Below are 21,699 nucleotides of genomic sequence, written 5' to 3'. Positions count from 1 at the left end.
TCGCGCGGACCCATGCCGTTTCTCCTGCTTCTCTCTGCCCTTCTGACCGCGCTGACCGGCGTGGTGAGTGGCGTGCGACCGGTCGAGATCAGCGCGCAATGCCCGCTGGCCGCCGCGCAGACGCAGCGTCTCGCGGTCGCGGTCGCCCCGTTCGTGATCGGCCATCGGCATCTTCTCGGCGCGTTCGGGCTCACCGACAGCTTTGCGGTTGTCGATTCGCTGCCCGCCCCGCTGTCGGCCGCACCGCGGCTGTATCTGGATCGCCCACGCGCTTGATCCGGCGGCGCTGACCGCGCTTGCCAGCTCTCCATCCTATTCTGCGCAGCCGCGGCGCGCGCGTTCTATCGTACAGGAATTCCCCATGTTTGGTGGCCTTGCCAAAACGCTCTTCGGTTCGTCCAACGACCGCTACGTCAAATCGCTCGGTGCGATCGTCACCAAGATCAATGATTTCGAGCCCGTCATTTCGGCGATGTCCGATGAGGATTTGTCGGCGCAGACGGTCCGCTTCCGCGAGCGGCTCGCCGCCGACGAGAAGCTCGACGACTTGCTCCCCGAGGCGTTCGCGACGGTGCGCGAAGCCGCCAAGCGCGCGCTCGGCCAGCGGCATTACGATGTGCAGATGATCGGCGGCATCGTGCTCCACCGCGGCGAGATCGCCGAGATGCGCACCGGCGAGGGCAAGACGCTCGTCGCGACGCTCGCGACCTATCTCAACGCGCTGCCGGGCAAGGGCGTCCACGTCATCACCGTCAACGACTATCTGGCAGCACGCGATGCCGGCTGGATGGCGCAGGTCTACAATTTCCTCGGGCTGACGGTCGGCGTGATCGTGCCCAACCTGTCGGACGAGCAGCGCCACGCCGCCTACGCCGCCGACATCACCTACGGCACGAACAACGAGTTCGGCTTCGATTACCTGCGTGACAACATGAAGTACGATCGCGAATCGATGGTCCAGCGGCCGTTCGCGATGGCAATCGTCGACGAGGTCGATTCGGTGCTGATCGACGAGGCGCGTACGCCGCTGATCATCTCGGGCCCGACCGACGACAAGTCCGACCTGTACCGCTCGGTCGATCTGGTGGTGAAGGAGCTCGCCGCTGAGGATTACGAGAAGGACGAGAAGCAGAAGTCGATCATCCTCACCGAGGACGGCACCGAGAAGGTCGAGCGGATGCTTGAGAATGCCGGGCTGCTCGAGGGCGCGAACCTTTACGATTTCGAGAACACGCAGGTGGTCCACCACCTCAACCAGGCGCTACGCGCCAACATGATGTTCAAGGCCGACACCGATTACATCGTCAAGGACGGCAAGGTCATCATCATCGACGAGTTCACCGGCCGCATGATGGACGGGCGCCGTTGGTCGGACGGCCTGCACCAGGCGGTCGAGGCCAAGGAAGGCGTCGACATCGAGCCCGAGAACCAGACGATGGCCTCGATCACCTTCCAGAACTATTTCCGGATGTACCCGAAGCTTGCAGGCATGACCGGCACTGCAGCGACCGAGGCGGCCGAGTTCTACGACATCTACAAGATGAACGTGGTGACGATCCCGACCAATGTCGGCGTCAAGCGCGTCGACGAGGAAGACGAATTCTACAAGGACACCGCCGACAAGTTCGCCGCGATCGCCAAGAAGATCAAATATCACGCCGATCTCGGCCAGCCGGTACTGGTCGGCACGGTGTCGATCGAGAAGTCCGAGCTGCTCAGCGACTTCCTCGTCAAGGAAGGCGTCGAGCACGCAGTCCTGAACGCGCGCCAGCATGAGCGCGAGGCGCACATCGTCGCGCAGGCCGGCCGCGCGGGCGCGGTGACGATCGCGACCAACATGGCGGGCCGCGGCACCGACATTCAGCTCGGCGGCAATCTCGAATTCCTCGTCAATGACGAGCTGTCCGAGATGCCCGAGGGGCCGGAGCGCGAGGCGGCGATCGAGAAGATCAAGGAGCAGATCGCTGCCGAGAAGGCCGCGGTGCTCGCGGCGGGCGGGCTGTTCGTGCTCGGCACCGAGCGTCACGAAAGCCGCCGTATCGACAATCAGCTGCGTGGTCGTTCGGGCCGTCAGGGCGATCCGGGCCTGTCGCGCTTCTATCTCAGCCTCGACGACGACCTGCTGCGCATCTTTGGGCCGGACACGCTGTTCGCCAAGATGATGCGCAACAATATCGGCGACGGCGAGGCGATCGGCAGCAAGTGGCTGTCGAAGGCGATCGAGACCGCGCAGAAGAAGGTCGAGGCGCGCAACTACGACATCCGCAAGCAGGTCGTCGAATATGACGACGTGATGAACGACCAGCGCAAGGTGATCTACGAGCAGCGCGCCGACATCATGGATGCCGACACCGTCGGCGACGTGGTCGAGGACATGCGCGCCGAGACGGTCAACACGATCGTCGGCGGCGCCTGCCCTCCGGGCACCTACCCCGAGCAGTGGAACATTGAGGGGATGAAGGCGCAGCTCGCCGAGACGCTCAACCTCGACCCGCAGATCGAGGCATGGCTCGAGGAAGAGGCGATCGACCCCGAGATCATCGAGAGCCGCGTCCAGACGATGGCCGAAGAGATGATCGCCGAAAAGGCCGCATCGCTCGATCCCGACACCTGGGTGCGCGTCGAGAAGTCGATCCTGCTGCAGAATCTCGACCATCACTGGAAGGAGCATCTCGCGACGCTCGACGCGCTCCGCCAGGTCGTCCATCTCCGCGCATACGCGCAGAAGACGCCGATCAACGAGTATAAGCAGGAGGCGTTCTCGCTGTTCGAGCGGATGCTCGCCAACATCCGTGAGGACGTGACGCGGACGATCGCGTTCGCGCAGTTCCAGCTCGAACAGGCGCCCGAACTGCCGACGCTGCCCGATTTCATCACGCAGCATTTCGACCCGTTCACCGGCGAGGACGATACCTACGACCAGGACGGCGCGTCGTCGGGCCACATCACGACGCGGCTCGCGCCGCTGTCGATCCCGCAGCCCGATGGCAGCGAGATCGGGCAGGACCCGGCGCAGTGGGAGAGCACCGTCAGCCGCAACGCGCCGTGCCCGTGCGGCTCGGGGCGCAAGTACAAGCACTGCCACGGCGCGGTCTGAACGCGATCCGGCGCGCGCGGGCATGGCGGAATGTTGCCGCTCTCGCGCGCGGGAACGAACCCGTGTCGCCGTGGTTCAGGTTTGGCAGAACAGGGCGACGAGCATGAGCGACGAATTTTCCGATGTGCCGAGCGTCGACACGATCGAGCGCAAGGGCGGTGGCGCTGCGGTGATCGTGACCGGGATGATCATGCTCATCGCGATCGTCGTTGCTGCGGTGTATCTCGTAAACCGCGGCTAGAGCGACATTCGTCGAGCAGCCTGGGTTCACGCGCGATCGACGCGCTTCGACTGGATAAGCGCAGACACCAGATCGTTCCCGTCTCTTGGGCCGGAAAATGGGCTTGCACCTGAAGAGCAGGGCAGAAGTGTCGGCGAGTCCACCTTAGACGATGTCCGCACGGACGGGTTTGGGTGACAGGCCTTAGCGAAGGCACCCGTCCAATCCGTCGCTCCGCACCACGTTCACGCGCCGGGCGATCGTGTTTCCATGCCGTCGCGTAAAGCCGCGTGGCGCAACCGCCGCGCGTTTCTTGGGCAAGGGTAGGACCGCTGCAATCCGCCCGGCTTCGTCGGCCGACAGTCGCGACGCGTCATGCCCGAAATAGCGATGCGCCGCGGCATCGACGCCGTAGGTGCCGATCCCCGTCTCGGCGACGTTGAGATAGACCTCCATGATCCGCCGCTTCCCCCAGATCGTCTCGATCAGCAGCGTGAAATAGGCTTCGAGCGCTTTGCGCGGATAGCCGCCGCCCTGGATCAGGAAGACGTTCTTGGCGGTCTGCTGGCTGATCGTCGATCCGCCGCGGATGCGTCCGCCGCGCGCGTTGCGCGCCATCGCGGTCTCGATCGCGGTGAAATCGAAGCCGTGATGCGCGCAGAACCGCGAATCCTCACCCGCAATGGCGGCACGCGGCATGTTGCGGTCGATGTCCGACAGCGGGCGCCAACTCTTGTCGATACCGTGCCCGCCGAGCGCATCGCCGATCATCGTCAGCGTTATCGGCGGCGGGACGAAGCGGTACACCACCACCATCAGCACCGAGATCAGCAGGAAGGCGACCACCAGTTTGACGATCCAGCCGATCGCCCAACCGATCCAGCCGCGGCGGCGCGGCGTTCTGGTCCGGTTGGAGAGGGGCGCGCGGGATGGCCTGGTGTCGCTCATCTCCGCGTCTTAGGGCGCGGCGGTCAGCGCTGTCCACCACGTGCGGCAAGCACGGCTGCAGCAGCGGCGAGGCCGGTCGCATAGGCGCCGTGCGCGGTCGAGAAATCGTGACGCGAACAGGCCTCGCCAGCAAAGAACAGGCGATCGTCGACCGGGGCGGCGAGCACCGCACGTTGGCCTGCGGCACCGACCCGCGCGTGCGAATAACTCCCGTGGATATGCGGTGCGTGCCGCCAGCGGGTGCGGCCGAGCGGGGTCAATTTGGCGCGCCAGTCGCCGCCGAGCAGCGCGACAAGTTCGCCGATCGCGAAGTCCGCGGCAGCGCGGTCGTCCGTGTCCTCGAGCATCTCGGCGCAGTCACCGCCGAGGAAGCCTTCGATCAGCGGCGTACCGAAAGGCGCGAGGCGGTAGCTTGCGGTGCAGGCGCTGTGCGGATCGCCGATCAGATGGCCGTTGCGCGGCAGATCGGCGTCGGCGACGTGGAGGAAGATCTTGTCGGCGAGCCCGAGCGGCAGGTCGGCGGCGGCGGCGTGCTTTGCGGGGAGCGGGGGATCGAAGCGGATTGCTTCGCGCGCGAGTACGGTGGTGGGCACCGCGACGATGACATGGCGTGTCTCGAGCGTGCCGCGGTCGGTTTCGACGCGGATGGTAGTGCCGCGATGGTCGATACGCGTGACCACGGTCTGGAGTTGTCGTGGCAAGTCCTGCGCGTGACGCGCGACGAGCGTGCCATAGCCTTGCTCGACCGCCCAATTGTCGTCAGTCGCCGCATCCTCATACGCCGCCCAGTCATGGAGCGAGACTTCGGCCAGCGGCGCGCCATTGGCATAGCCTGAGATCGCATCGATCATCGGGCGCCAGGGGGCGTCGGAGGCGATGAAATCGCTGAGCGGGCGATCGGGGCCGCTCAGCGCGGCGTGCGCAGTGGTTTCCCAGCGATCCCAGGCGGTGCGATAGGCAGCTTGCTCGGCGCGCGGGAAACCAAGGTCGCGCCATTGTTTGCCCCAGTTGGAAGGGCTGCGATCGACGCTTAGCCCGTATTGCTCGGCAAGCCTCGTCCACGGGTTGCGCCGGGCGGAGTGGAGCCAGCCACAGCCATAATCGACGGTGATGTTCCCCGGCGAAGGCCGGGGTCCAGTCGTGCTGTCGGTCTTCGGCTGGGGCAGACGCTGACTATGTCCGCCTTCGCTACTGGGCCCCGGCCTTCGCCGGGGTGCGGTATCGCGTGGGAGGGGAAGCGCTACGCTATGCGCCCGACCACCCATGCGGTCCCCCGCCTCGAGCAGCAGCACGTCGAGCCCGGCATCGTGCAGCGCGCGCCCGGCGGCGATGCCAGCGGCACCGGCACCGACGATAATGACATCGGCGCCGGCCATGCGCTTACGCCGCGACGAGCATCCGCTGGTCGCCGGCAATCCGCATCATCGCCTTCTGCAGCTTCTCGAACGCGCGCACTTCGATCTGGCGGACGCGTTCGCGCGAGACGCCGTATACTTGCGACAGCTCCTCGAGCGTCTTGGGCTCGTCGGTCAGGCGGCGCTCGGTGAGGATGAATTGCTCACGCTCGTTGAGATCCTCCATCGCGGCGGTCAGCATCGAGTGGCGGACGTCGGCCTCCTGCGCTTCGGCGACGACAGTATCCTGCAGCGGCGCATCGTCCTGCAACCAATCCTGCCACTGGCCATCGCCATCCTCGCGCATCGGCACGTTGAGCGACGTGTCGCCGCCCATCGCCATGCGGCGGTTCATGCTCGTCACCTCGGCCTCGGTCACGCCAAGGTCCTTGGCGATCTTGGCGAGATGCTCGGGGCTGAGATCGCCGTCCTCGAACGCGTCGAGCTTGGACTTCATCCGGCGCAGGTTGAAGAACAGCTTCTTCTGCGCGGCAGTGGTGCCCATTTTCACGAGGCTCCACGAGCGCAGGATGAATTCCTGGATCGAGGCGCGGATCCACCACATCGCATAGGTCGCGAGGCGGAAGCCGCGATCGGCCTCGAACTTCTTCACGCCCTGCATCAGGCCGATATTGCCCTCGGAGATCAGCTCGCTCACCGGCAGGCCATAGCCGCGATAGCCCATCGCGATCTTCGCCACGAGGCGGAGATGCGACGTCACGAGCTGCGCCGCGGCGTCGGTGTCGCCATGTTCCTCGAAGCGTTTGGCGAGCATGTATTCCTGCTCGGGCGCGAGGATCGGGAATTTCTTGATCTCGGAAAGATAGCGATTGAGGCTCGCTTCGCCACCGAGGGCGGGGATCGTCGCGGGGACGTTGCTGCGGGCTGCCATGATCGTGTCTCCCTTTAATAGGTCGGGTGCCGTGAAACGCGGACGCCAGGCCGAATGCTATACCAAGAGTGCAGTGAACAGTTCCTGCATGTCGCCAGGCATTTCGCTGTCAAACGCCAAAGCGTTACTATTCACCGGATGAATGAACCCGAGACGGGCGGCGTGCAACGCCTGACGTCGGAAACCCAGGGTTTCCAGAAGTGCCTTATGGGCTTGCTTTGTTCTGCCGTAAACCGGGTCGCCGATCAAGGGATGGCCGAGCGAGGCCATGTGCACACGGACTTGATGCGTGCGCCCCGTTTCCAGTCGACATTCCACCAACGCACCCCCGTTCAACCGCTCAAGAGTAGTATAGTGGGTGACGGCGCGTTTTCCGCCGGGGACGATCGCTATTTTCTTGCGGTTCGATGGCGAGCGCGCGAGCGGGGCGTCGACCGAGCCCGCGGTGGGGGTAGGGCGGCCCGACACCATCGCCTTGTAGCGGCGGTCGATCGAATGGTCGTGGAACTGGCGAGCGAGGCCTTCGTGCGCGCGATCGGTCTTGGCAGCGACCATCAGCCCCGACGTGTCCTTGTCGATTCGGTGGACGATTCCCGGGCGCGCGACTCCGCCGATCCCCGACAGATTGCCTGCGCAGTGGTGGAGCAGCGCGTTGACGAGCGTCCCGTCGGCATTGCCCGCCGCGGGGTGGACGACGAGCCCGGCCTGCTTGTCGATCACGATCAGATGCTCGTCCTCGAAGACGACGTTGAGCGCGATGTCCTGCGCTTGGTTGGTCGATGGCGTCGCCTCGGGAACGGACACAACATACAGGCCGCCGGCGACCGCCTTGCTCGACGGATCGCTCACCACCACGCCGCGCGGATCGGTGACCGCGCCGCCGGCGATCAGCGCCTTGAGTCGCTCGCGCGAAACCTCTGGCAGCGCGTCGGCAAGCGCGCGGTCGAGCCGGAGGCCTAACGCCTTTTCGGACACGCGCGCTTCGATGGTGACGACCCCCCGGTTCATGCTCTAGAATCTGGGAATGGCGATGGAAATTTCAAGCACTCTCGTGGCGAGACTGCTAAACGATGCGCGATTATCGCCGACGCGCGAGATTTGCGGGCTATTGTTCGGCACCGCCGAGACGATCGACAGTGCGCGACCCTGTCCAAACGTCGCGCCCGATCCGAGGCGGCATTTCGAGATCGATCCCGCTGCACTGTTCGCGGCGCACCGTGCGGCGCGGCAGGGCGGCCCCGCGGTCGTCGGGCATTACCATTCGCATCCGTCGGGGACCCCGACCCCCTCGGCGCGCGATGCCGAGGGGGCAATGGGCGACGGTGCATTGTGGCTGATCGTGACGGCGAGCGACGCACGGCTGTGGCGGACGCCGTCCGCGGGCGCGTTCGTGCCGGTCGACTATGTGGCGGTCGATAAGGCCGACCGAGCGTCCGCTCAGGCCTTGTAGAGCGCCTCGAGCCGCGGGCCGTAGACCGCCTTCAACACATGCCGCCGGATCTTGAGGCTCGGCGTCATCTGCTCGTTCTCTATCGCGAAGGGCTCGTCGGCGAGGACGAAGCGGCGGATCCGCTCGGTCACCGCCAGATCGGCGTTGACCCGCTCGACCGCCTGGCCGAGCGCGGTGCGATACGCGCTATTCTCGGCCAGCCGCGCGAAGTTGCAGGCGCTGCCCTCGCGCGCGCACCATTGCTGCGTCCACTCGGCATCGGGAACGATGACGGCGACCATGTAAGGCCGCCGGTCGCCGAACAGCATCGCCTGCGCGATCTCGGGCTGGAGCGTCAGCATCCCCTCGACCTTTTGCGGTGCGACATTCTCGCCCTTGTCGTTGACGATGATGTCCTTCTTGCGATCGGTGATCTGGATGCGGCCCTGCGCGTCGATCACGCCGATGTCGCCAGTGTGGAGCCAGCCGTTCTGCAGCACGCGCGCGGTCTCGGCGGGGTTGCGCCAATAGCCGTGCATCACGAGCTCGCCGCGCACGAGGATTTCGCCATCGTCGGCGATACGCACTTCGGTATCGGGCATCGGCGGGCCGACGGTGTCCATCTTCAGCCCGGCCTTGGGGCGGTTGCACGAGATCACCGGCGCGGTCTCGGTCTGGCCATAGCCTTGCAGGACGGTGATCCCGACCGCTTCGAAAAAGGTGCCGACCTCGGGCGTGAGCGGCGCGCCGCCCGATACCATCGCCTTGATGCGACCGCCGAAGCGCTGCTGGATCTTGGGGCGCAACGTCGCGCCGAGCAGGAAGTCGATCGGCTTGTCGAGCAGGCCCGCTTTGCCCGCCGCCTTCTTGCTGCCGAGCGCCTGTGCACGGCCGAGCAAATAGCTCGAGAGCTTGCCTTGCTTTTCGACCGCCTTGGTGATGCGCGTGCGGAGCAGTTCGAACAGCCGCGGCACGACGATCATCATCGTCGGGCGGACCTCCTCGATATTGGTGGCGAGCTTGTCGAGGCCCTCGCTGTAATAGATCTGCGCGCCGAGACCGATCGGGAAATATTGCCCGCCGGTATGTTCATAGGCGTGGCTGAGCGGGAGGAATGACAGGAAGATCTCGTCGTCCCAGCCGAAATCCTCCGAGATGATCGTGCAGCAGCCCTGGACGTTGTGGAGGATTGCGCCGTGATGCTGCATCACGCCGCGCGGGGATCCGCCGGTGCCGCTGGTGTAGATCAGGCAGGCGGTATCGGCGCGCGTTGCGGTCGCGGCGATGGTCGACGGCGCGGCCGCATAGGTGGCGAGCAGCGCGTCCCACTGGTGGAATTCGAGCGCGCCCGACTGGTACGCGCGCAGATCCTCGATCCCGATCACGATCTGCGCGGTGCTCGCGCGGATGGCGGCGGGGAGCACCGTCTTGGCGAGCTTCGCGGTCGAGACGATCACCGCCTTGGCGCCCGAATTCTCGAGGATGTGGATGTGATCGCGCTCGGTGTTGGTGGTGTAGGTCGGCACGGTGATGCAGCCCGCCGCCATGATCGCGAGATCGGCGATGCAGAATTCGGGACGATTCTCGCTGATCAGCATCACGCGGTCGCCGGGCACCAGCCCGATCGCTTTGAGCGCCGCCGCCATGCTCGCGACCTGGTGCGCGGTCTCGCTCCAGCTGCGCGACACCCAGCGGCCGCCTGCTTTGTGCCACAGGAACGGCGCGTCGCCCTTTTCAGCAGCGCGCGTGAGGAACATCGCGACGAGATTGGGGAAATGTTCGAGGCGGCGGATGTCTGACATACTCTCTCTCCCGGGGAGGACGCGCCGTGTTCGGCTGCGGAATAACGGTTATTCGGCCGGACGCGGCGTTGCGCCGGCGCGGACGATCTGTGTGGTCTGGCCGTCCTCGCGGACTGCGACGCCCTCGCTGCGCGGATCGGCGGCGCCGACCCAGACGCCGTTGACGCGCTCGATCGCATTGGCTTTTAGCCCCAATGGCGCGATTTGGATATGCTCGCCGAGCGCTTGCAGGGCGGGCACCATCGCATCGAGCTGCGTGCCCTTTTCGGCAACGGCGTCGAGCTTGGGCGCGTAAAGCAAGCCCATCGCGATCGCATCCTGCGCGCTGAGCTTCCAGTCGAGCACGCCGACCAGGGCCTTGGCGACCTGCGCGATGATCGTCGATCCGCCCGCCGCGCCGATCGCGATGCGGACCTTGCCGTCCGGGCCATAGACGATCGTCGGCGCCATCGAGCTGCGCGGGCGCTTGCCGCCTTCGACACGGTTGGCGACGAGATAGCCGTCCTTGACGGGCGCGAAATCGAAATCGGTGAGCTCGTTGTTGAGCATCACGCCGTCGACCGACACGCCCGACCCGAAATAGCTTTCGATCGTCGTGGTGACCTCGGCGACGTTACCCTGCTTGTCGACCGCGACGAGGTCGCTCGTGCCGGGAACATCGGCGTTGGGGGCGAGTGTGCGCTGCGGTGCGCCGGGCGGGGTGCCGGCGGCGATGCTCGTCATGCTGTGCTCGGGCGAGATCAGCGCCGAGCGCTTGGCGAGATAGGCCGGATCGAGCAGGCCCTTGATCGGCACGGTGACATGGTCGGGATCACCGAGATAGAGATCGCGGTCGGCATAGGCCAACCGCTCGGACTCGGCGAAGAGATGCCAGGCGACGGGCGAATTCCTGCCGAGCTTGGGCAGGTCGAAGCGTTCGAGCTGCTTGAGGATCATCAGCACCGCGATCCCACCCGACGAGGGCGGGCCCATGCCACATACCTTGTAGACGCGGTACATCGTGCAGACCGGCGGGCGTTCCTTGGCGCGGTAGCCCGCAAGATCGGCGAGCGTCATCTTCGACGGGTTGCGCGCGGCGGTGTTGACCGCGGTGACGATCTTCTGCGCGACCGCGCCTGTGTAGAAATAGTCGGCGCCGTGCTTGGCGATCGCGGTGAACAAAGCGGCCTGTTCGGGGCTCTTGAGCAGCGTGCCGACGGGGAGTGGCGTGCCGTCTGCCGCAAGGAAGTGCGACCGCGCCCAAGGATCGATGTGCCCCCCGAAATTGGCGAGCCCATTATGCAGCCGCGGGGTGACCGCGAAGCCTTCCTGCGCGAGCTTGATCGCCGGGCCGAACAGCGTCGCCCAGGGCAGCTTGCCGTAGCGCTGGTGCGCGAGCGCCATCATCCGCAGGTTGCCGGGCACGCCGACGCTGCGCCCGCCCGGCAGGGCCGCCATGAACGGGAGCGGCTTGCCGTCTGCGCCGTAAAACCATTTCGGGTCGGCTGCCGCGGGCGCGGTCTCGCGCCCGTCGAACCCGGCGACGGCGTTGGTCGCGGCGTCGTGGTGGAGCATGAAGCTGCCCCCGCCGATCCCGCTATTCTGCGGCTCGACGACATTGAGGGCGAGCATCGTCGCGATCGCGGCGTCGGTCGCGCTGCCACCCTGGCGCAGGATCTCGGCCCCGGCGGCGGCCGCGCGCGGGTCGGCGGCGCTGACCATTCCGAGCGCAGGGCTATGCGCTGGCCGTGGCGGCGGAGCCGGGCGCCGGGCTTCCGCAGCGGCGGGCGCGATCAGCAGGAGCAAGTAAGCAACAAGCGGTCTGGTCATGACGCGACCCTAGCGCGCTGTACCGTGCAGGCAAGAACGCGATCGAGCCAAGCTTGCGCTTCTCATATCCTCTCCGCGTCCTTGGCCGGCGCGGAGGCTCAGGCGGCTCGCGTGCCGACCGCCTCGGCAACGCTGGCAAAACCGTCGCGCGCAAGGTTTTTTGCGAGCCCGCGGAGAATCCGGTGCGCGAGCCCTGGACCGTGGAAAACCAATGCCGAGTACAGCTGGACGAGGCTCGCACCCGCGCAGATCCGCGCATAGGCTTCGTCGGCGCTGTCGATCCCGCCGGCCGAGACGAGCGGCATCGTCCCGCCGGTCGCGCTGCGGAAATTGGCGAGCCGCTGGCGGGCGAGGCTTGCCAGCGGCGCGCCCGACAGGCCGCCGGTTTCGCCGGCATGCGCCGATCGCAGCGCGGGGCGCGAGATCGTCGTGTTGCTGACGATCAGCGCATCGACATGGTGCGCCGCCGCGGCGCGCGCGATGAAGTCGATTGCCGACGGGTCGAGATCGGGTGCGACCTTGAGGAACAGCCGCGGCCGCTCGACCGGTGCGCGGCGCGCCTCGTCGGCGGCGGCGAGCACGTCGAGCAGTTCGTTGCCGTGCTGCAAGTCGCGCAGGCCCGGCGTGTTGGGCGAGCTGATATTGACCGTGACATAATCGGCGACGCGCGCGGCAGCGGCGACGCCGTGCGCATAATCGGCGACGCGGTCAGGTGCGTCCTTGTTCGCGCCGACGTTGATGCCGAGCACGCCGCGCCGCTTCGCCGCGACCGCACGCGGCAGTGCCGCGGCGATCCCGCCATTGTTGAAGCCCATCCGGTTGATCACCGCTGCGTCCTCGACCAGCCGGAACAACCGCGGCTTGGGGTTGCCCGCTTGCGGCAGCGGGGTCAGCGTCCCGATCTCGACGCTGCCGAAGCCCAGCGCGAAGAACCCGTCGATCGCGCTGCCATTCTTGTCGACGCCGGCGGCGAGCCCGAGCGGGTTGGCGAAATCGAGCCCGGCGACGTTGGTGCGCAGGCAGGCCGGCCCTTCGCTCCGCGCGACGCCGGTGCGGCTCACCGTCGCAAGAAGCTTGAGCGTCATCTCGTGCGCGCGTTCGGCATCGAGCGCGAAGAGAGCGGGGCGGAGCAGGGGGAACAGCATGGCGGAGTGATGACAGCGCAGGGCGGCTGCGTCAAAGCGCTCCCGCGCTCGGGCAGACCTCTGTGTCACGCCGTTTGACGGGAAGTCCGGCGACTCTGTCCAATACTGACGACGGCGAATCACGGTATGAGAAAGTGCGACCCGGGAAGCCCCAAATTGGAGCTTCCTCCCTTGGGCCGGTCAGTTTGCTGACCGGCCCACTTTTCTTTGTTCGACGAACGCGATACGCTCTGTTCCCAAGAACAGAGGGGTCCGCAATCGTGGAGAACGTTCGGCTAGACTATGCCGTTCCGGCAGCGGATCTGGCCGACTATGTAACGCTATTTTATGATTTTTCCGCCGCCGTCGCCGTGTTCGATGATGTCGAGCGCGCCGACAACGCGCAGATTCGCTTTCGCCTGTCGGCCGGCGGCGCCCGCTATCGCTTTGCCGACGGGACCGAGCAGGACTCGAGCGACATCCATGTGATCGGCCCGACCAGCGGCGCGGTCCATGTCCATGCCGAGGGACCGATCGCGCTCTTCGGGATGGGCGTGACCGCGGTCGGCTGGGCGGCGATGATCGGCGCGGATGCCTCGACCATGGTCAACCGCGTCGTCGATGCGGGCAAACTGTTCGGCCTCGGGCGGTTGCAGGTCGCGACCGCCGCGCTGCGCAAGACCGAGGGCATCGCCGCGCGCGCCGCGGTGGGCGAGGAATTGGTCCGCGACTTGATCCGCAGTGCCGATGGCCACTGTACGCTCGGCGCGATCGGGTTCGTGCGTGAGGTCGATGCCTGGCTGGCGGCAAGCCCCTCGCCCGAAATGGAGGACCTGCTTGCCACCACCGGTCTGTCGCGGCGGCAGGTCGAGCGCAAGTGCAACGCGCTGTACGGCGCGCCGCCCAAATTGCTCGCGCGTAAGTACCGTGCCTTGCGGGCCGCTGTTGCGATGGCGGCCGATGCCGAGACGATTGGCGACGCGGTCGACCGCGGTTTCTACGACCAGTCGCACATGATCCGCGAGATCAAGCAGTTCACCGGCCTGACCCCCGGGCAGATCCGCGCCGATCCGGGTGTCCTCCCACGATTGACGATCGCGCAGCGCACCGCGCTCGACGGTGTCGTCAGCCCCCTGGTGAGCGGAACCTAGCGCGTCTTTTCCAGGGGAGGGCAGGCGCAGGGGTTGACCCGACTCGTGCGTGCGCCCATTTGCAATCGGAGCAATTCCATCCGATTGGACCCGATGCGTCTTTCCAGCCTTGCCGACTATGCCGTCGTGATGATGTCCGCCGCCGCGCGGCATTGCGGTAGCGTGGGCCGGCTCAATGCGACGATGCTTGCCGTGGAGACCGGACTGCCGCTGCCGACGGTGCAAAAGCTCGTCAGCCGGCTGTCGGCGGGCGGGCTGATCGAGAGCGCGCGCGGCACCGGCGGTGGTTTTCGGCTGTCGCGTCCGGCGGCGGCGATCAGCCTGGCCGATATCATCGAGGCGATCGAGGGACCGATCGCGCTCACCACCTGTGTCGACGAGGCGCGGCACGATTGCGCGCTCGAGGGCGATTGCCGGGTCAAACCGCATTGGGGCGTCGTCAACGGCGCGGTTCGCGGTGCGCTCGACGGGGTTTCGCTCGCGAGCCTGTCGAGGATCCCGGCATGACTGATTTTAACGAGCCGCGTGACGGCAGGGATGATGTAATGGCTACCAAGAACGCCGAAGCTTATGAAGCCGTCAGCAAGACCTACGAATGGGGCTTCCATTCGGACATCGAGCAGGACTTCGCGCCCAAGGGCCTGAGCGAGGACACTGTCCGCTTCATCTCCGCCAAGAAGGGCGAGCCCGCGTGGATGCTCGACTGGCGCCTCAAGGCGTTCCGCCTGTGGCAGACGATGGAGGCGCCCGACTGGGCCAAGCTCCAGATGGACCCGATCGACTATCAGGACGCCTATTATTACGCCGAGCCCAAGGTGAAGCCCAAGCTCGGCTCGCTCGACGAGGTCGATCCCGAGATCCTGCGCGTCTATGAGAAGCTCGGTATCCCGATCGAGGAGCAGAAGATGCTCGCCGGCGTCGAGGAACTTGATGCCGAGGGCCAGCCGAAGCGCCGCGTCGCGGTCGACGCGGTGTTCGACAGCGTCTCGGTCGCGACCACCTTCCGCAAAGAGCTCGAGGCCGCGGGCGTGATCTTCCGGTCGATCTCCGAGGCGATCAAGGAATATCCCGAGCTGGTCCGCAAGTGGCTCGGCAAGGTCGTGCCGCAGCACGACAATTATTTCGCGACGCTCAACTGCGCGGTCTTTAGCGACGGGACCTTCGTCTACATACCCGAGGGCGTGCGCTGCCCGATGGAGCTGTCGACCTATTTCCGCATCAATGCCGAGAATACCGGCCAGTTCGAACGCACACTGATCGTCGCCGACAAGGGGTCGTACGTCTCGTATCTCGAGGGCTGCACCGCGCCGATGCGCGACGAGAACCAGCTGCATGCGGCGGTGGTCGAGCTTGTCGCGTTGGACGATGCCGAGATCAAATACTCGACCGTGCAGAACTGGTATCCCGGCGACGAGAACGGCAAGGGCGGGATCTACAATTTCGTCACCAAGCGCGCGCTGTGTCAGGGCAAGAATTCGAAGGTGTCGTGGACGCAGGTCGAGACCGGCAGCGCGATCACCTGGAAGTACCCGTCGTGCGTGCTGGCTGGCGAGAACAGCGTCGGCGAATTCTATTCGGTCGCGGTGACCAACAATCGCCAGCAGGCTGATACGGGCACCAAGATGATCCATCTCGGCAAGGGCTCGCGCTCGACGATCGTGTCGAAGGGGATTTCCGCCGGGCGTTCGGACAATACCTATCGCGGGCTGGTGCGCGTCGCGCCGACCGCGGAGGGCGTGCGCAACTTCACGCAGTGCGACTCGCTGCTGCTCGGCGACCAGTGCGGGGCGCATACCGTGCCGTATATCGAGGTGCGCAACCCGTCGGCGCAGATCGAGCATGAGGCAACCACCTCGAAGATCAGCGACGACCAGATGTTCTACGCGATGCAGCGCGGGCTCGATTCCGAGGCGGCGGTGGCGCTGATCGTCAACGGCTTCGCCAAGGAAGTGCTGCAGCAGCTGCCGATGGAGTTTGCGGTCGAGGCGCAGAAGTTGCTGGGGATCAGCCTTGAGGGATCGGTGGGGTGAGACTCGCCGACGTTCAGCAGGAGTGGTCTCAGGACGGCACATTTGCTGACGCGGATGGCACGCTCGTCCGCTGTTACGATGATGTAGCGGTTCTAGAACACGCAAGGTCAGAGCCCGACGGCAACGGCCATCATTGCGAGATTGCGGCCGGCTCCACTGGAACTGTCCTATTCTACTCCACCGGCGACCAATGCTGGCTCGAACTTGAATATGAACTGCCGGGCCGAATCTTTGGTGTTGTCGAGGCCAGCAAGACGCGCCTCGCGCTCAGAAATGAAGAGAAGTATCCACGCTAATGCTCAAAATCACTGACCTCCACGCCGAAATCGACGGCAAGGAAATCCTCAAGGGCCTTTCGCTCAGCGTCAATGCGGGCGAGGTCCATGCGATCATGGGGCCGAACGGCGCGGGCAAGTCGACGCTCGGCTATGTGCTCGGCGGGCGGCCCGGTTACGAGGTCACTGCGGGCTCGGTCGAGTTCGACGGGAAGGACCTGCTCGAAATGGCGCCGCACGAGCGCGCCGCCGCTGGCCTGTTCCTCGGCTTCCAGTATCCGGTCGAGATCCCCGGCGTGTCGAACGTGCAGTTCCTGCGCGAGGCTCTGAACGCGCAACGCCGCGGGCGCGACGAGAAGCCGCTGTCGGGCGCTGAGTTCCTGAAGCTCGCGCGCGAGCAGGCCGCCGCACTGTCGATGGACGCCGAGATGCTCAAGCGTCCGGTCAATGTCGGCTTCTCGGGCGGCGAGAAGAAGCGCAACGAGATGGTGCAGATGGGCATCATCGACCCCAGCCTCGCGATCCTCGATGAAACCGACAGCGGGCTCGACATCGATGCGCTGCGCGTCGTGGGCGACGGAATCAACCGGATCATGCGCAAGCCCGACAAGGCGGTGATCCTGATCACCCACTATCAGCGCCTGCTCGATTACGTTGCGCCCGATTTCGTCCATGTGCTGGCCGGCGGGCGGATCGTGCGCTCGGGCGGACCGGAACTGGCGCTGGAGCTGGAGCGTGAGGGATATGCCGGGGTGGCGGCGTGATCTTCGCCTTGGCCCTGCTCCAAAGTGTCGCCCCGTCGCCGCCACCAGCCGCCGACCCCGATATCGTCGTGATCGCCCGCAAGCTGCAGGATTGGCGCGCGTCGGTCCGGATGAAGAAGGGCAAATATGTCTGCGCGGTGACCCGATCGACCGGCGACCCGGAGATCGATGGGGTTGCTTGCGAGGCGATGCGCGTCTGCGCGATTCCGGCGATGCCGCGCTATACCGCGACACGCGCCAAGGGCGTGGATGCGGCGACGCGCCAGCGGCTCATCGAAGCAATCAATGGGGAGATGGCTACGTGCGTGCGCGACCAACGCCATCAACTGATCGGCGAGTTGGCCGATCGTCGGGCGGGAGCGGTGCAATGACGCTGGCTCTTCCCACCCGCCGCGATGAATCCTGGCGGTATTCCGATCTCGAAGCCGTCGCCTCGGTGTGGCCAGTGCCTGCGGCCGAAGTGATCGAGGTCCTCGCCGGCCAGTCCATCGCCCGCGTGATCGTGCAGGATGCAGCGATCGACGCCGTCGCGATCCGCGATTTCCAGGTCATCCTGCGCGAAGGTGCGACCGCGACCTTCCACGTGCTCAACGTCGGCGGGCAGCTCGGCCGCGTGACGATCGACGTGACGTGCCACGAAGGCGCGCACTTCGAGCTTGGCGCGGCGATGCTCGGCGGCGGCGACCAGACGCTCGAGATCGTCACCGTGCTCAACCATATCGAGCCCAATGCCACCTCGAACCAAGTGGTGCGATCGGTGCTCGGCGGACGCGCGACGGGGTCGTATCTCGGCAAGGTCGCGGTCGCGCGGAATGCGCAGAAGACCGATGCGTCGCAATCGGTCAAGGCGATGCTGCTCAGCCGCACCGCGACCGCGAACGCCAAGCCCGAGCTCGAGATTTTCGCCGACGACGTGAAGTGCGCGCATGGCGCGACGGTCGGCGAGCTCGATGCGAATGCACTCTTCTATCTTGCGTCGCGCGGGATCGCGCCGCCGCAGGCCAAGGCGATATTGCTGCGGGCGTTCATCGGGTCGGTGTTCGAGGGGATCGCGGACGTTGCCGAACGCGAGCGCGTCGAGGCGGTGGCGCAGGCGGCGTTGGAGCGGATGCTGTGAGCGCGCGCAACAGACTCCCTTCCAGGGAGGGGAGGCAATGAGCGTGCTGACCCAGACCCGCCCGCTAGACCATGTCGCCGATTTCCCGGCGATCCCGGCCGGCTGGGCGTATCTCGACACCGCCGCCACTGCGCAGAAGCCGCAAGAGGTTATCGACGCGATCACGCGCGCCTATGACACCGATTACGCCACGGTGCACCGCGGCGTGTATCAGCGCTCGGCCGACATGACGCTCGCCTATGAGGCGGCGCGTCGCAAGGTGGCCAAGTTCCTCAACGCCGGTTCCGAAAACGAGATCGTCTTCGTCCGCGGCGCGACCGAGGGGATCAACCTCGTCGCGCACTGCTGGGCGGGAACGCAGCTCAAGGCCGGCGATCGCATACTGCTTTCGCAGCTCGAGCATCACAGCAACATCGTGCCGTGGCAGATGGTCGCCGAGCGGATCGGTGCGCAGATCGACGTGCTCCCGCTCACCGCCGACCACCGCATCGACCTCGACGCGATGGCCGCGATGATCACGCCGCAGCACAAGCTCGTCGCGTTGGGGCATGTCTCGAACGTGCTCGGATCGGTGCTCGACGGCCGCCGGGCGGCGGACATCGCGCATTCGGTCGGGGCGAAGATCCTGCTCGACGGCTGCCAGTCGGTCCCGCGGATGACGGTCGATGTGGCCGCGCTCGATTGCGACTTCTACGTCTTTTCGGGCCACAAGCTCTACGGCCCGACCGGAATCGGCGTGTTGTGGGCAAAGCCAGCATTGCTCGAGGCGATGCCGCCGTATCAGGGCGGTGGCGCGATGATCGACAAGGTCAGCTTTGCGGGTACGACCTACGCGCCGCCGCCGGGCCGCTTCGAGGCGGGGACGCCACATATTGTCGGCGTGCTCGGGCTCGCCGCCGGGATCGACTATGTGACGCGGATCGGGCTTGAGCGCATCCATGCGCACGAGACCGCGCTGGTGAAACTGACACGCGACGCGCTGTCGCAGTTCAACTCGCTGACCTTGTTCGGCCCCGAGGATTCCGCGGGAATCGTCAGCTTCAGCATCGCGGGGGTGCATCCGCATGACATCGGCACCATCTTGGACGAAGCCAAGGTGGCGGTGCGCGCGGGCCATCATTGCGCGCAGCCGCTGATGGAGACGCTCGGCGTCGATGCGACGGCGCGCGCGAGCTTCGGGGTGTATAATAGCGCCGCCGACGTCGAAGCGCTGGTGCGCGGAATTGAAAGAGTAACGAGGATTTTCGGATGAGCGACCGGATCGAGATTCAGGAAGTCGGCGCCGTCGAGCAGCCGCCGCGCGCGCGCGTCGAGGACGTCGCGGTCGAGGCAGGGACGCGCAAGCGCGACTATCTCGAGGGTTTTCTTAGCCAGAAGCCCGCAGGCGATGTCGCCGGCGAACCGGGCGGAGCGCTGTACGAGGCGGTCGTCGACGCGCTTAAGGAGATTTATGATCCGGAGATTCCGGTCAATATCTACGATCTCGGACTGATCTATGGCGTCGAGGTGACCGAGGCCGGCCACGCCGTTGTTACGATGACGTTGACCACGCCGCATTGCCCGGTCGCCGAATCGATGCCGATGGAAGTCGAACTGCGCGTCGGCGCGGTGCCGGGGGTCGGCTCGGCCGAGGTCAATCTGGTATGGGACCCGGCATGGGATCCCGCCAAGATGTCCGACGATGCCAAGCTCGAACTGGGCATGCTGTAATGCACTAAGCCCCTTCCCTTCAGGGGAGGGGCTGGGGTGAGGAAGTCCCAAAGCGCAGGTCTCTGCGAGGCTTCTCCCACCCCCTACCCCTCCCCTGAAGGGGAGGGGCTTTGGAGGAAGAAGCCGATGACCACCATGACCCGCGTTCGCCCTGCTGCGCTGATCCTCACGCCCACGGCGGAGGCGCGGATCGCCGCGCTGATGGCCAAGGCGCCCGCGGACGCGATCGGCGTCAAGCTGTCGACGCCGCGGCGCGGCTGTTCGGGGCTTGCCTACTCGGTCGATTACGTCACCGACGCCAAGCCGTTCGACGAGCGGATCGATACGCCCGGCGGGACTTTGTTCGTCGATGGCGGGTCGATCCTGTATCTGATCGGCTCGACGATGAATTGGGTCGAGGACGATTTTGCGGCAGGCTTCGTGTTCGTCAATCCGAACGCCAAGGGTGCATGCGGGTGCGGCGAAAGCTTCACCGTATAAGCCGCGCACTGGCCTGAGCGCCGATTTGCGTCCACAGGCGGGCGATGACGACCCATACGACTTACGACACCATCATTCTCGGCGCCGGCGCGGCCGGACTGATGTGCGCTTTCACCGCCGGCCAGCGCGGCCGCCGCGTGCTGCTGCTCGATCATGCCGAGGCGATCGGCAAGAAGATCCTGATTTCGGGCGGCGGGCGGTGCAACTTCACCAATCTGCACACCGCGGCCGATTGCTATATTTCGGCCAACCCGCATTTCGCCAAGTCGGCGCTCGGGCGCTACACCGCGCAGGATTTCCTGGCGCTGGTCGAGGCGCATGGGATTGCGTGGCACGAGAAGACGCTCGGGCAATTGTTCTGCGATGGGTCCGCCAAGCAGATCGTCGCCTTGTTGCAGGACGAGTGCGACAAGGGGGGCGTCGAGATCGCGCTTGGCGAGGCGATCCGCGATGTTGACCATGCCGATGGACAGTATCGCGTTAGTTTCGGCGATCGCACCGCGCGTGCGCCGTCGCTCGTCATCGCCACCGGCGGCCCGTCGATTCCGCAAATGGGCGCGACCGGCTTTGCCTATGATCTCGCACGGCGCTTCGGGCTGAAAGTGGTCGAGCCGCGTCCGGCGCTGGTGCCGCTGACGCTCGGTGGCGACGAAACCTTGTTCCGCTCGCTTTCGGGTGTGGCGGCGGAAGTGGTCGCCAAGGCGGGCAAGACCAAATTCCGCGAGGCCGCGCTGTTCACGCACAAGGGGCTGAGCGGGCCCGCGATCCTGCAGGTCTCGTCTTACTGGCGCCATAGCGAGCCGGTCGGGATCGACTTCCTGCCCGATCTCAAGCCCGGCTGGCTGGTCGGCGTGAAGCACGCCCGGCCGCGCGTGTCGCTCGCGTCGGTGCTGTCGAACCATCTGCCCGGGCGGCTTGCCGAGACGCTCGCCGATCGGCTCGGGATCGAGGGCGAACTGGGCGCGGCGACCGACAAGGCGGTCGATGCGGCAGCGCGGCAGTTGGCCGATTGGCGCTTCAGTCCGAACGGCACCGAAGGCTTCGCCAAAGCCGAGGTGACGGCAGGCGGCATCTCGACCGCTGAACTGTCGTCGCAGACGATGGAGGCGCGGAAGGTGCCGGGGCTGTACGCGATCGGCGAGGCGGTCGATGTGACCGGGTGGCTCGGCGGCTATAACTTCCAATGGGCCTGGGCTAGCGGCTGGGCGGCGGGGCAGGTGGTGTAGGTCGTCTACCGAATTGCTTTTTAGCTGACAGTGTGTATGATGCGCACGATGAAAAGCGCCGATCTCATTCGTGAGTTGAAATCGGCCGGGTGGACACTCGATCGGGTGCGGGGATCGCACCACGTTTTCACCCATCCACAGCACGGCGCGCATATCGTCGTGCCGCATCCCAAGAAGGATCTCGGGCCGGGGCTGGTCGCTGCGATCCGCAAGCAGGCAAAGGTCTAGGTG

23 protein-coding genes are annotated in these 21,699 nt (G+C 66.0%); 16 read left to right on the top strand and 7 right to left on the bottom strand.

Annotation, left to right across the window (positions count from 1 at the left end):
- Window positions 1-12 precede the first annotated feature (12 nt).
- The 3 genes from IE187_RS07205 (at window position 13) to IE187_RS07195 (ending at window position 3,338) form a co-directional block, all read left to right on the top strand.
- Entirely contained in the window at window positions 13-276 is a 264-nt protein-coding gene (locus IE187_RS07205) for a hypothetical protein (protein WP_189675696.1), read from the top strand.
- Window positions 277-361: 85 nt separating this feature from the next.
- Window positions 362-3,097, top strand: a complete 2,736-nt coding sequence (gene secA / locus IE187_RS07200; RefSeq protein WP_189675695.1) for a preprotein translocase subunit SecA — start codon at window positions 362-364, stop codon at window positions 3,095-3,097.
- 103 nt (window positions 3,098-3,200) lie between these two features.
- A complete protein-coding gene (locus IE187_RS07195; protein WP_165954432.1) occupies window positions 3,201-3,338 on the top strand; it encodes a hypothetical protein in 138 nt (45 codons plus the stop codon).
- Window positions 3,339-3,521: 183 nt separating this feature from the next.
- Here the strand turns inward: IE187_RS07195 and mtgA are convergent, their stop codons facing one another.
- From mtgA to IE187_RS07175, 4 genes are read right to left on the bottom strand one after another with little or no spacing between them, the layout of a single operon-like run.
- On the bottom strand, window positions 3,522-4,265 hold the full coding sequence (gene mtgA / locus IE187_RS07190; RefSeq protein WP_229839288.1) for a monofunctional biosynthetic peptidoglycan transglycosylase: 744 nt from the start codon (window positions 4,263-4,265) through the stop codon (window positions 3,522-3,524).
- A gap of 23 nt (window positions 4,266-4,288) precedes the next feature.
- Window positions 4,289-5,641, bottom strand: a complete 1,353-nt coding sequence (locus IE187_RS07185; RefSeq protein WP_189675694.1) for a flavin monoamine oxidase family protein — start codon at window positions 5,639-5,641, stop codon at window positions 4,289-4,291.
- Between the two features lie 4 nt (window positions 5,642-5,645).
- Window positions 5,646-6,551, bottom strand: a complete 906-nt coding sequence (rpoH, locus tag IE187_RS07180) for an RNA polymerase sigma factor RpoH (protein WP_010186101.1) — start codon at window positions 6,549-6,551, stop codon at window positions 5,646-5,648.
- A gap of 57 nt (window positions 6,552-6,608) precedes the next feature.
- Window positions 6,609-7,559, bottom strand: a complete 951-nt coding sequence (locus IE187_RS07175; protein WP_189675693.1) for an RluA family pseudouridine synthase — start codon at window positions 7,557-7,559, stop codon at window positions 6,609-6,611.
- A 16-nt stretch (window positions 7,560-7,575) separates the two neighbouring features.
- Here IE187_RS07175 and IE187_RS07170 point away from each other — a divergent pair, with 16 nt between their 5' ends.
- Complete coding sequence (locus tag IE187_RS07170; RefSeq protein WP_189675692.1) at window positions 7,576-8,001, top strand: M67 family metallopeptidase; 426 nt, start codon at window positions 7,576-7,578, stop codon at window positions 7,999-8,001.
- Here the strand turns inward: IE187_RS07170 and IE187_RS07165 are convergent.
- The 3 genes from IE187_RS07165 to IE187_RS07155 all read right to left on the bottom strand — a co-directional run bounded on the left by IE187_RS07165 (window position 7,989) and on the right by IE187_RS07155 (window position 12,736).
- The gene (locus IE187_RS07165; RefSeq protein WP_189676213.1) at window positions 7,989-9,773 is read right to left on the bottom strand and encodes an AMP-dependent synthetase/ligase; all 1,785 of its coding nucleotides are present in this window, start codon (window positions 9,771-9,773) and stop codon (window positions 7,989-7,991) included. The two genes, IE187_RS07170 and IE187_RS07165, sit on opposite strands and share 13 nt — an antisense overlap.
- A gap of 57 nt (window positions 9,774-9,830) precedes the next feature.
- Window positions 9,831-11,591 (bottom strand): gamma-glutamyltransferase, encoded by a 1,761-nt coding sequence (gene ggt, locus IE187_RS07160; RefSeq protein WP_189675691.1) that lies wholly within the window; start codon window positions 11,589-11,591, stop codon window positions 9,831-9,833.
- A gap of 98 nt (window positions 11,592-11,689) precedes the next feature.
- The gene (locus IE187_RS07155) at window positions 11,690-12,736 is read right to left on the bottom strand and encodes a quinone-dependent dihydroorotate dehydrogenase (protein ID WP_189675690.1); all 1,047 of its coding nucleotides are present in this window, start codon (window positions 12,734-12,736) and stop codon (window positions 11,690-11,692) included.
- A gap of 260 nt (window positions 12,737-12,996) precedes the next feature.
- Here IE187_RS07155 and IE187_RS07150 point away from each other — a divergent pair, with 260 nt between their 5' ends.
- The 12 genes from IE187_RS07150 (at window position 12,997) to IE187_RS07095 (ending at window position 21,696) form a co-directional block, all read left to right on the top strand.
- Window positions 12,997-13,866 (top strand): helix-turn-helix domain-containing protein, encoded by an 870-nt coding sequence (locus tag IE187_RS07150; protein WP_189675689.1) that lies wholly within the window; start codon window positions 12,997-12,999, stop codon window positions 13,864-13,866.
- A 93-nt stretch (window positions 13,867-13,959) separates the two neighbouring features.
- Entirely contained in the window at window positions 13,960-14,373 is a 414-nt protein-coding gene (locus IE187_RS07145) for an SUF system Fe-S cluster assembly regulator (protein ID WP_189675688.1), read from the top strand.
- 38 nt (window positions 14,374-14,411) lie between these two features.
- A complete protein-coding gene (gene sufB / locus IE187_RS07140) occupies window positions 14,412-15,896 on the top strand; it encodes a Fe-S cluster assembly protein SufB (protein WP_189675687.1) in 1,485 nt (494 codons plus the stop codon).
- On the top strand, window positions 15,893-16,192 hold the full coding sequence (locus tag IE187_RS07135) for a hypothetical protein (protein ID WP_189675686.1): 300 nt from the start codon (window positions 15,893-15,895) through the stop codon (window positions 16,190-16,192). Before sufB ends, IE187_RS07135 begins: the two co-directional genes overlap by 4 nt.
- Window positions 16,192-16,935 carry a Fe-S cluster assembly ATPase SufC gene (gene sufC, locus IE187_RS07130; protein ID WP_189675685.1) on the top strand — a complete coding sequence of 248 codons (744 nt, stop codon included), beginning with the start codon at window positions 16,192-16,194 and terminating at the stop codon, window positions 16,933-16,935. Before IE187_RS07135 ends, sufC begins: the two co-directional genes overlap by 1 nt.
- A 68-nt stretch (window positions 16,936-17,003) precedes the next feature.
- Complete coding sequence (locus IE187_RS07125; protein WP_189675684.1) at window positions 17,004-17,306, top strand: hypothetical protein; 303 nt, start codon at window positions 17,004-17,006, stop codon at window positions 17,304-17,306.
- Window positions 17,303-18,052 (top strand): SufD family Fe-S cluster assembly protein, encoded by a 750-nt coding sequence (locus IE187_RS07120; RefSeq protein ID WP_189675683.1) that lies wholly within the window; start codon window positions 17,303-17,305, stop codon window positions 18,050-18,052. The genes IE187_RS07125 and IE187_RS07120 overlap by 4 nt, the downstream gene beginning before the upstream one ends.
- A 37-nt stretch (window positions 18,053-18,089) precedes the next feature.
- Window positions 18,090-19,304: an aminotransferase class V-fold PLP-dependent enzyme gene (locus tag IE187_RS07115; RefSeq protein ID WP_189675682.1), complete on the top strand. Its 1,215-nt coding sequence runs from the start codon at window positions 18,090-18,092 to the stop codon at window positions 19,302-19,304.
- Entirely contained in the window at window positions 19,301-19,762 is a 462-nt protein-coding gene (locus tag IE187_RS07110; protein WP_133186815.1) for an SUF system Fe-S cluster assembly protein, read from the top strand. The genes IE187_RS07115 and IE187_RS07110 overlap by 4 nt, the downstream gene beginning before the upstream one ends.
- A gap of 126 nt (window positions 19,763-19,888) precedes the next feature.
- Window positions 19,889-20,242: a HesB/IscA family protein gene (locus tag IE187_RS07105; protein ID WP_189675681.1), complete on the top strand. Its 354-nt coding sequence runs from the start codon at window positions 19,889-19,891 to the stop codon at window positions 20,240-20,242.
- Between the two features lie 44 nt (window positions 20,243-20,286).
- Complete coding sequence (locus tag IE187_RS07100; RefSeq protein ID WP_189675680.1) at window positions 20,287-21,468, top strand: BaiN/RdsA family NAD(P)/FAD-dependent oxidoreductase; 1,182 nt, start codon at window positions 20,287-20,289, stop codon at window positions 21,466-21,468.
- Between the two features lie 48 nt (window positions 21,469-21,516).
- Entirely contained in the window at window positions 21,517-21,696 is a 180-nt protein-coding gene (locus tag IE187_RS07095; RefSeq protein ID WP_189675679.1) for a type II toxin-antitoxin system HicA family toxin, read from the top strand.
- Window positions 21,697-21,699 lie beyond the last annotated feature (3 nt).

It is taken from the genome of Sphingomonas glacialis, assembly GCF_014653575.1.
Lineage (GTDB): Bacteria > Pseudomonadota > Alphaproteobacteria > Sphingomonadales > Sphingomonadaceae > Sphingomonas > Sphingomonas glacialis.
This window is presented reverse-complemented; position numbering and strand designations above follow the sequence as displayed.

Bases quoted from the DNA above. Each gene is read 5' to 3' on its own strand.
- IE187_RS07205 (WP_189675696.1), top strand. From the start codon at position 13: ATGCCGTTTCTCCTGCTTCTCTCTGCCCTTCTGACCGCGCTGACCGGC.
- secA (WP_189675695.1), top strand. From the start codon at position 362: ATGTTTGGTGGCCTTGCCAAAACGCTCTTCGGTTCGTCCAACGACCGC.
- IE187_RS07195 (WP_165954432.1), top strand. From the start codon at position 3,201: ATGAGCGACGAATTTTCCGATGTGCCGAGCGTCGACACGATCGAGCGC.
- mtgA (WP_229839288.1), bottom strand. From the start codon at position 4,265: ATGAGCGACACCAGGCCATCCCGCGCGCCCCTCTCCAACCGGACCAGA.
- IE187_RS07185 (WP_189675694.1), bottom strand. From the start codon at position 5,641: ATGGCCGGCGCCGATGTCATTATCGTCGGTGCCGGTGCCGCTGGCATC.
- rpoH (WP_010186101.1), bottom strand. From the start codon at position 6,551: ATGGCAGCCCGCAGCAACGTCCCCGCGACGATCCCCGCCCTCGGTGGC.
- IE187_RS07175 (WP_189675693.1), bottom strand. From the start codon at position 7,559: ATGAACCGGGGGGTCGTCACCATCGAAGCGCGCGTGTCCGAAAAGGCG.
- IE187_RS07170 (WP_189675692.1), top strand. From the start codon at position 7,576: ATGGCGATGGAAATTTCAAGCACTCTCGTGGCGAGACTGCTAAACGAT.
- ggt (WP_189675691.1), bottom strand. From the start codon at position 11,591: ATGACCAGACCGCTTGTTGCTTACTTGCTCCTGCTGATCGCGCCCGCC.
- IE187_RS07155 (WP_189675690.1), bottom strand. From the start codon at position 12,736: ATGCTGTTCCCCCTGCTCCGCCCCGCTCTCTTCGCGCTCGATGCCGAA.
- IE187_RS07145 (WP_189675688.1), top strand. From the start codon at position 13,960: ATGCGTCTTTCCAGCCTTGCCGACTATGCCGTCGTGATGATGTCCGCC.
- sufB (WP_189675687.1), top strand. From the start codon at position 14,412: ATGGCTACCAAGAACGCCGAAGCTTATGAAGCCGTCAGCAAGACCTAC.
- sufC (WP_189675685.1), top strand. From the start codon at position 16,192: ATGCTCAAAATCACTGACCTCCACGCCGAAATCGACGGCAAGGAAATC.
- IE187_RS07120 (WP_189675683.1), top strand. From the start codon at position 17,303: ATGACGCTGGCTCTTCCCACCCGCCGCGATGAATCCTGGCGGTATTCC.
- IE187_RS07115 (WP_189675682.1), top strand. From the start codon at position 18,090: ATGAGCGTGCTGACCCAGACCCGCCCGCTAGACCATGTCGCCGATTTC.
- IE187_RS07110 (WP_133186815.1), top strand. From the start codon at position 19,301: ATGAGCGACCGGATCGAGATTCAGGAAGTCGGCGCCGTCGAGCAGCCG.
- IE187_RS07105 (WP_189675681.1), top strand. From the start codon at position 19,889: ATGACCACCATGACCCGCGTTCGCCCTGCTGCGCTGATCCTCACGCCC.
- IE187_RS07100 (WP_189675680.1), top strand. From the start codon at position 20,287: ATGACGACCCATACGACTTACGACACCATCATTCTCGGCGCCGGCGCG.
- IE187_RS07095 (WP_189675679.1), top strand. From the start codon at position 21,517: ATGAAAAGCGCCGATCTCATTCGTGAGTTGAAATCGGCCGGGTGGACA.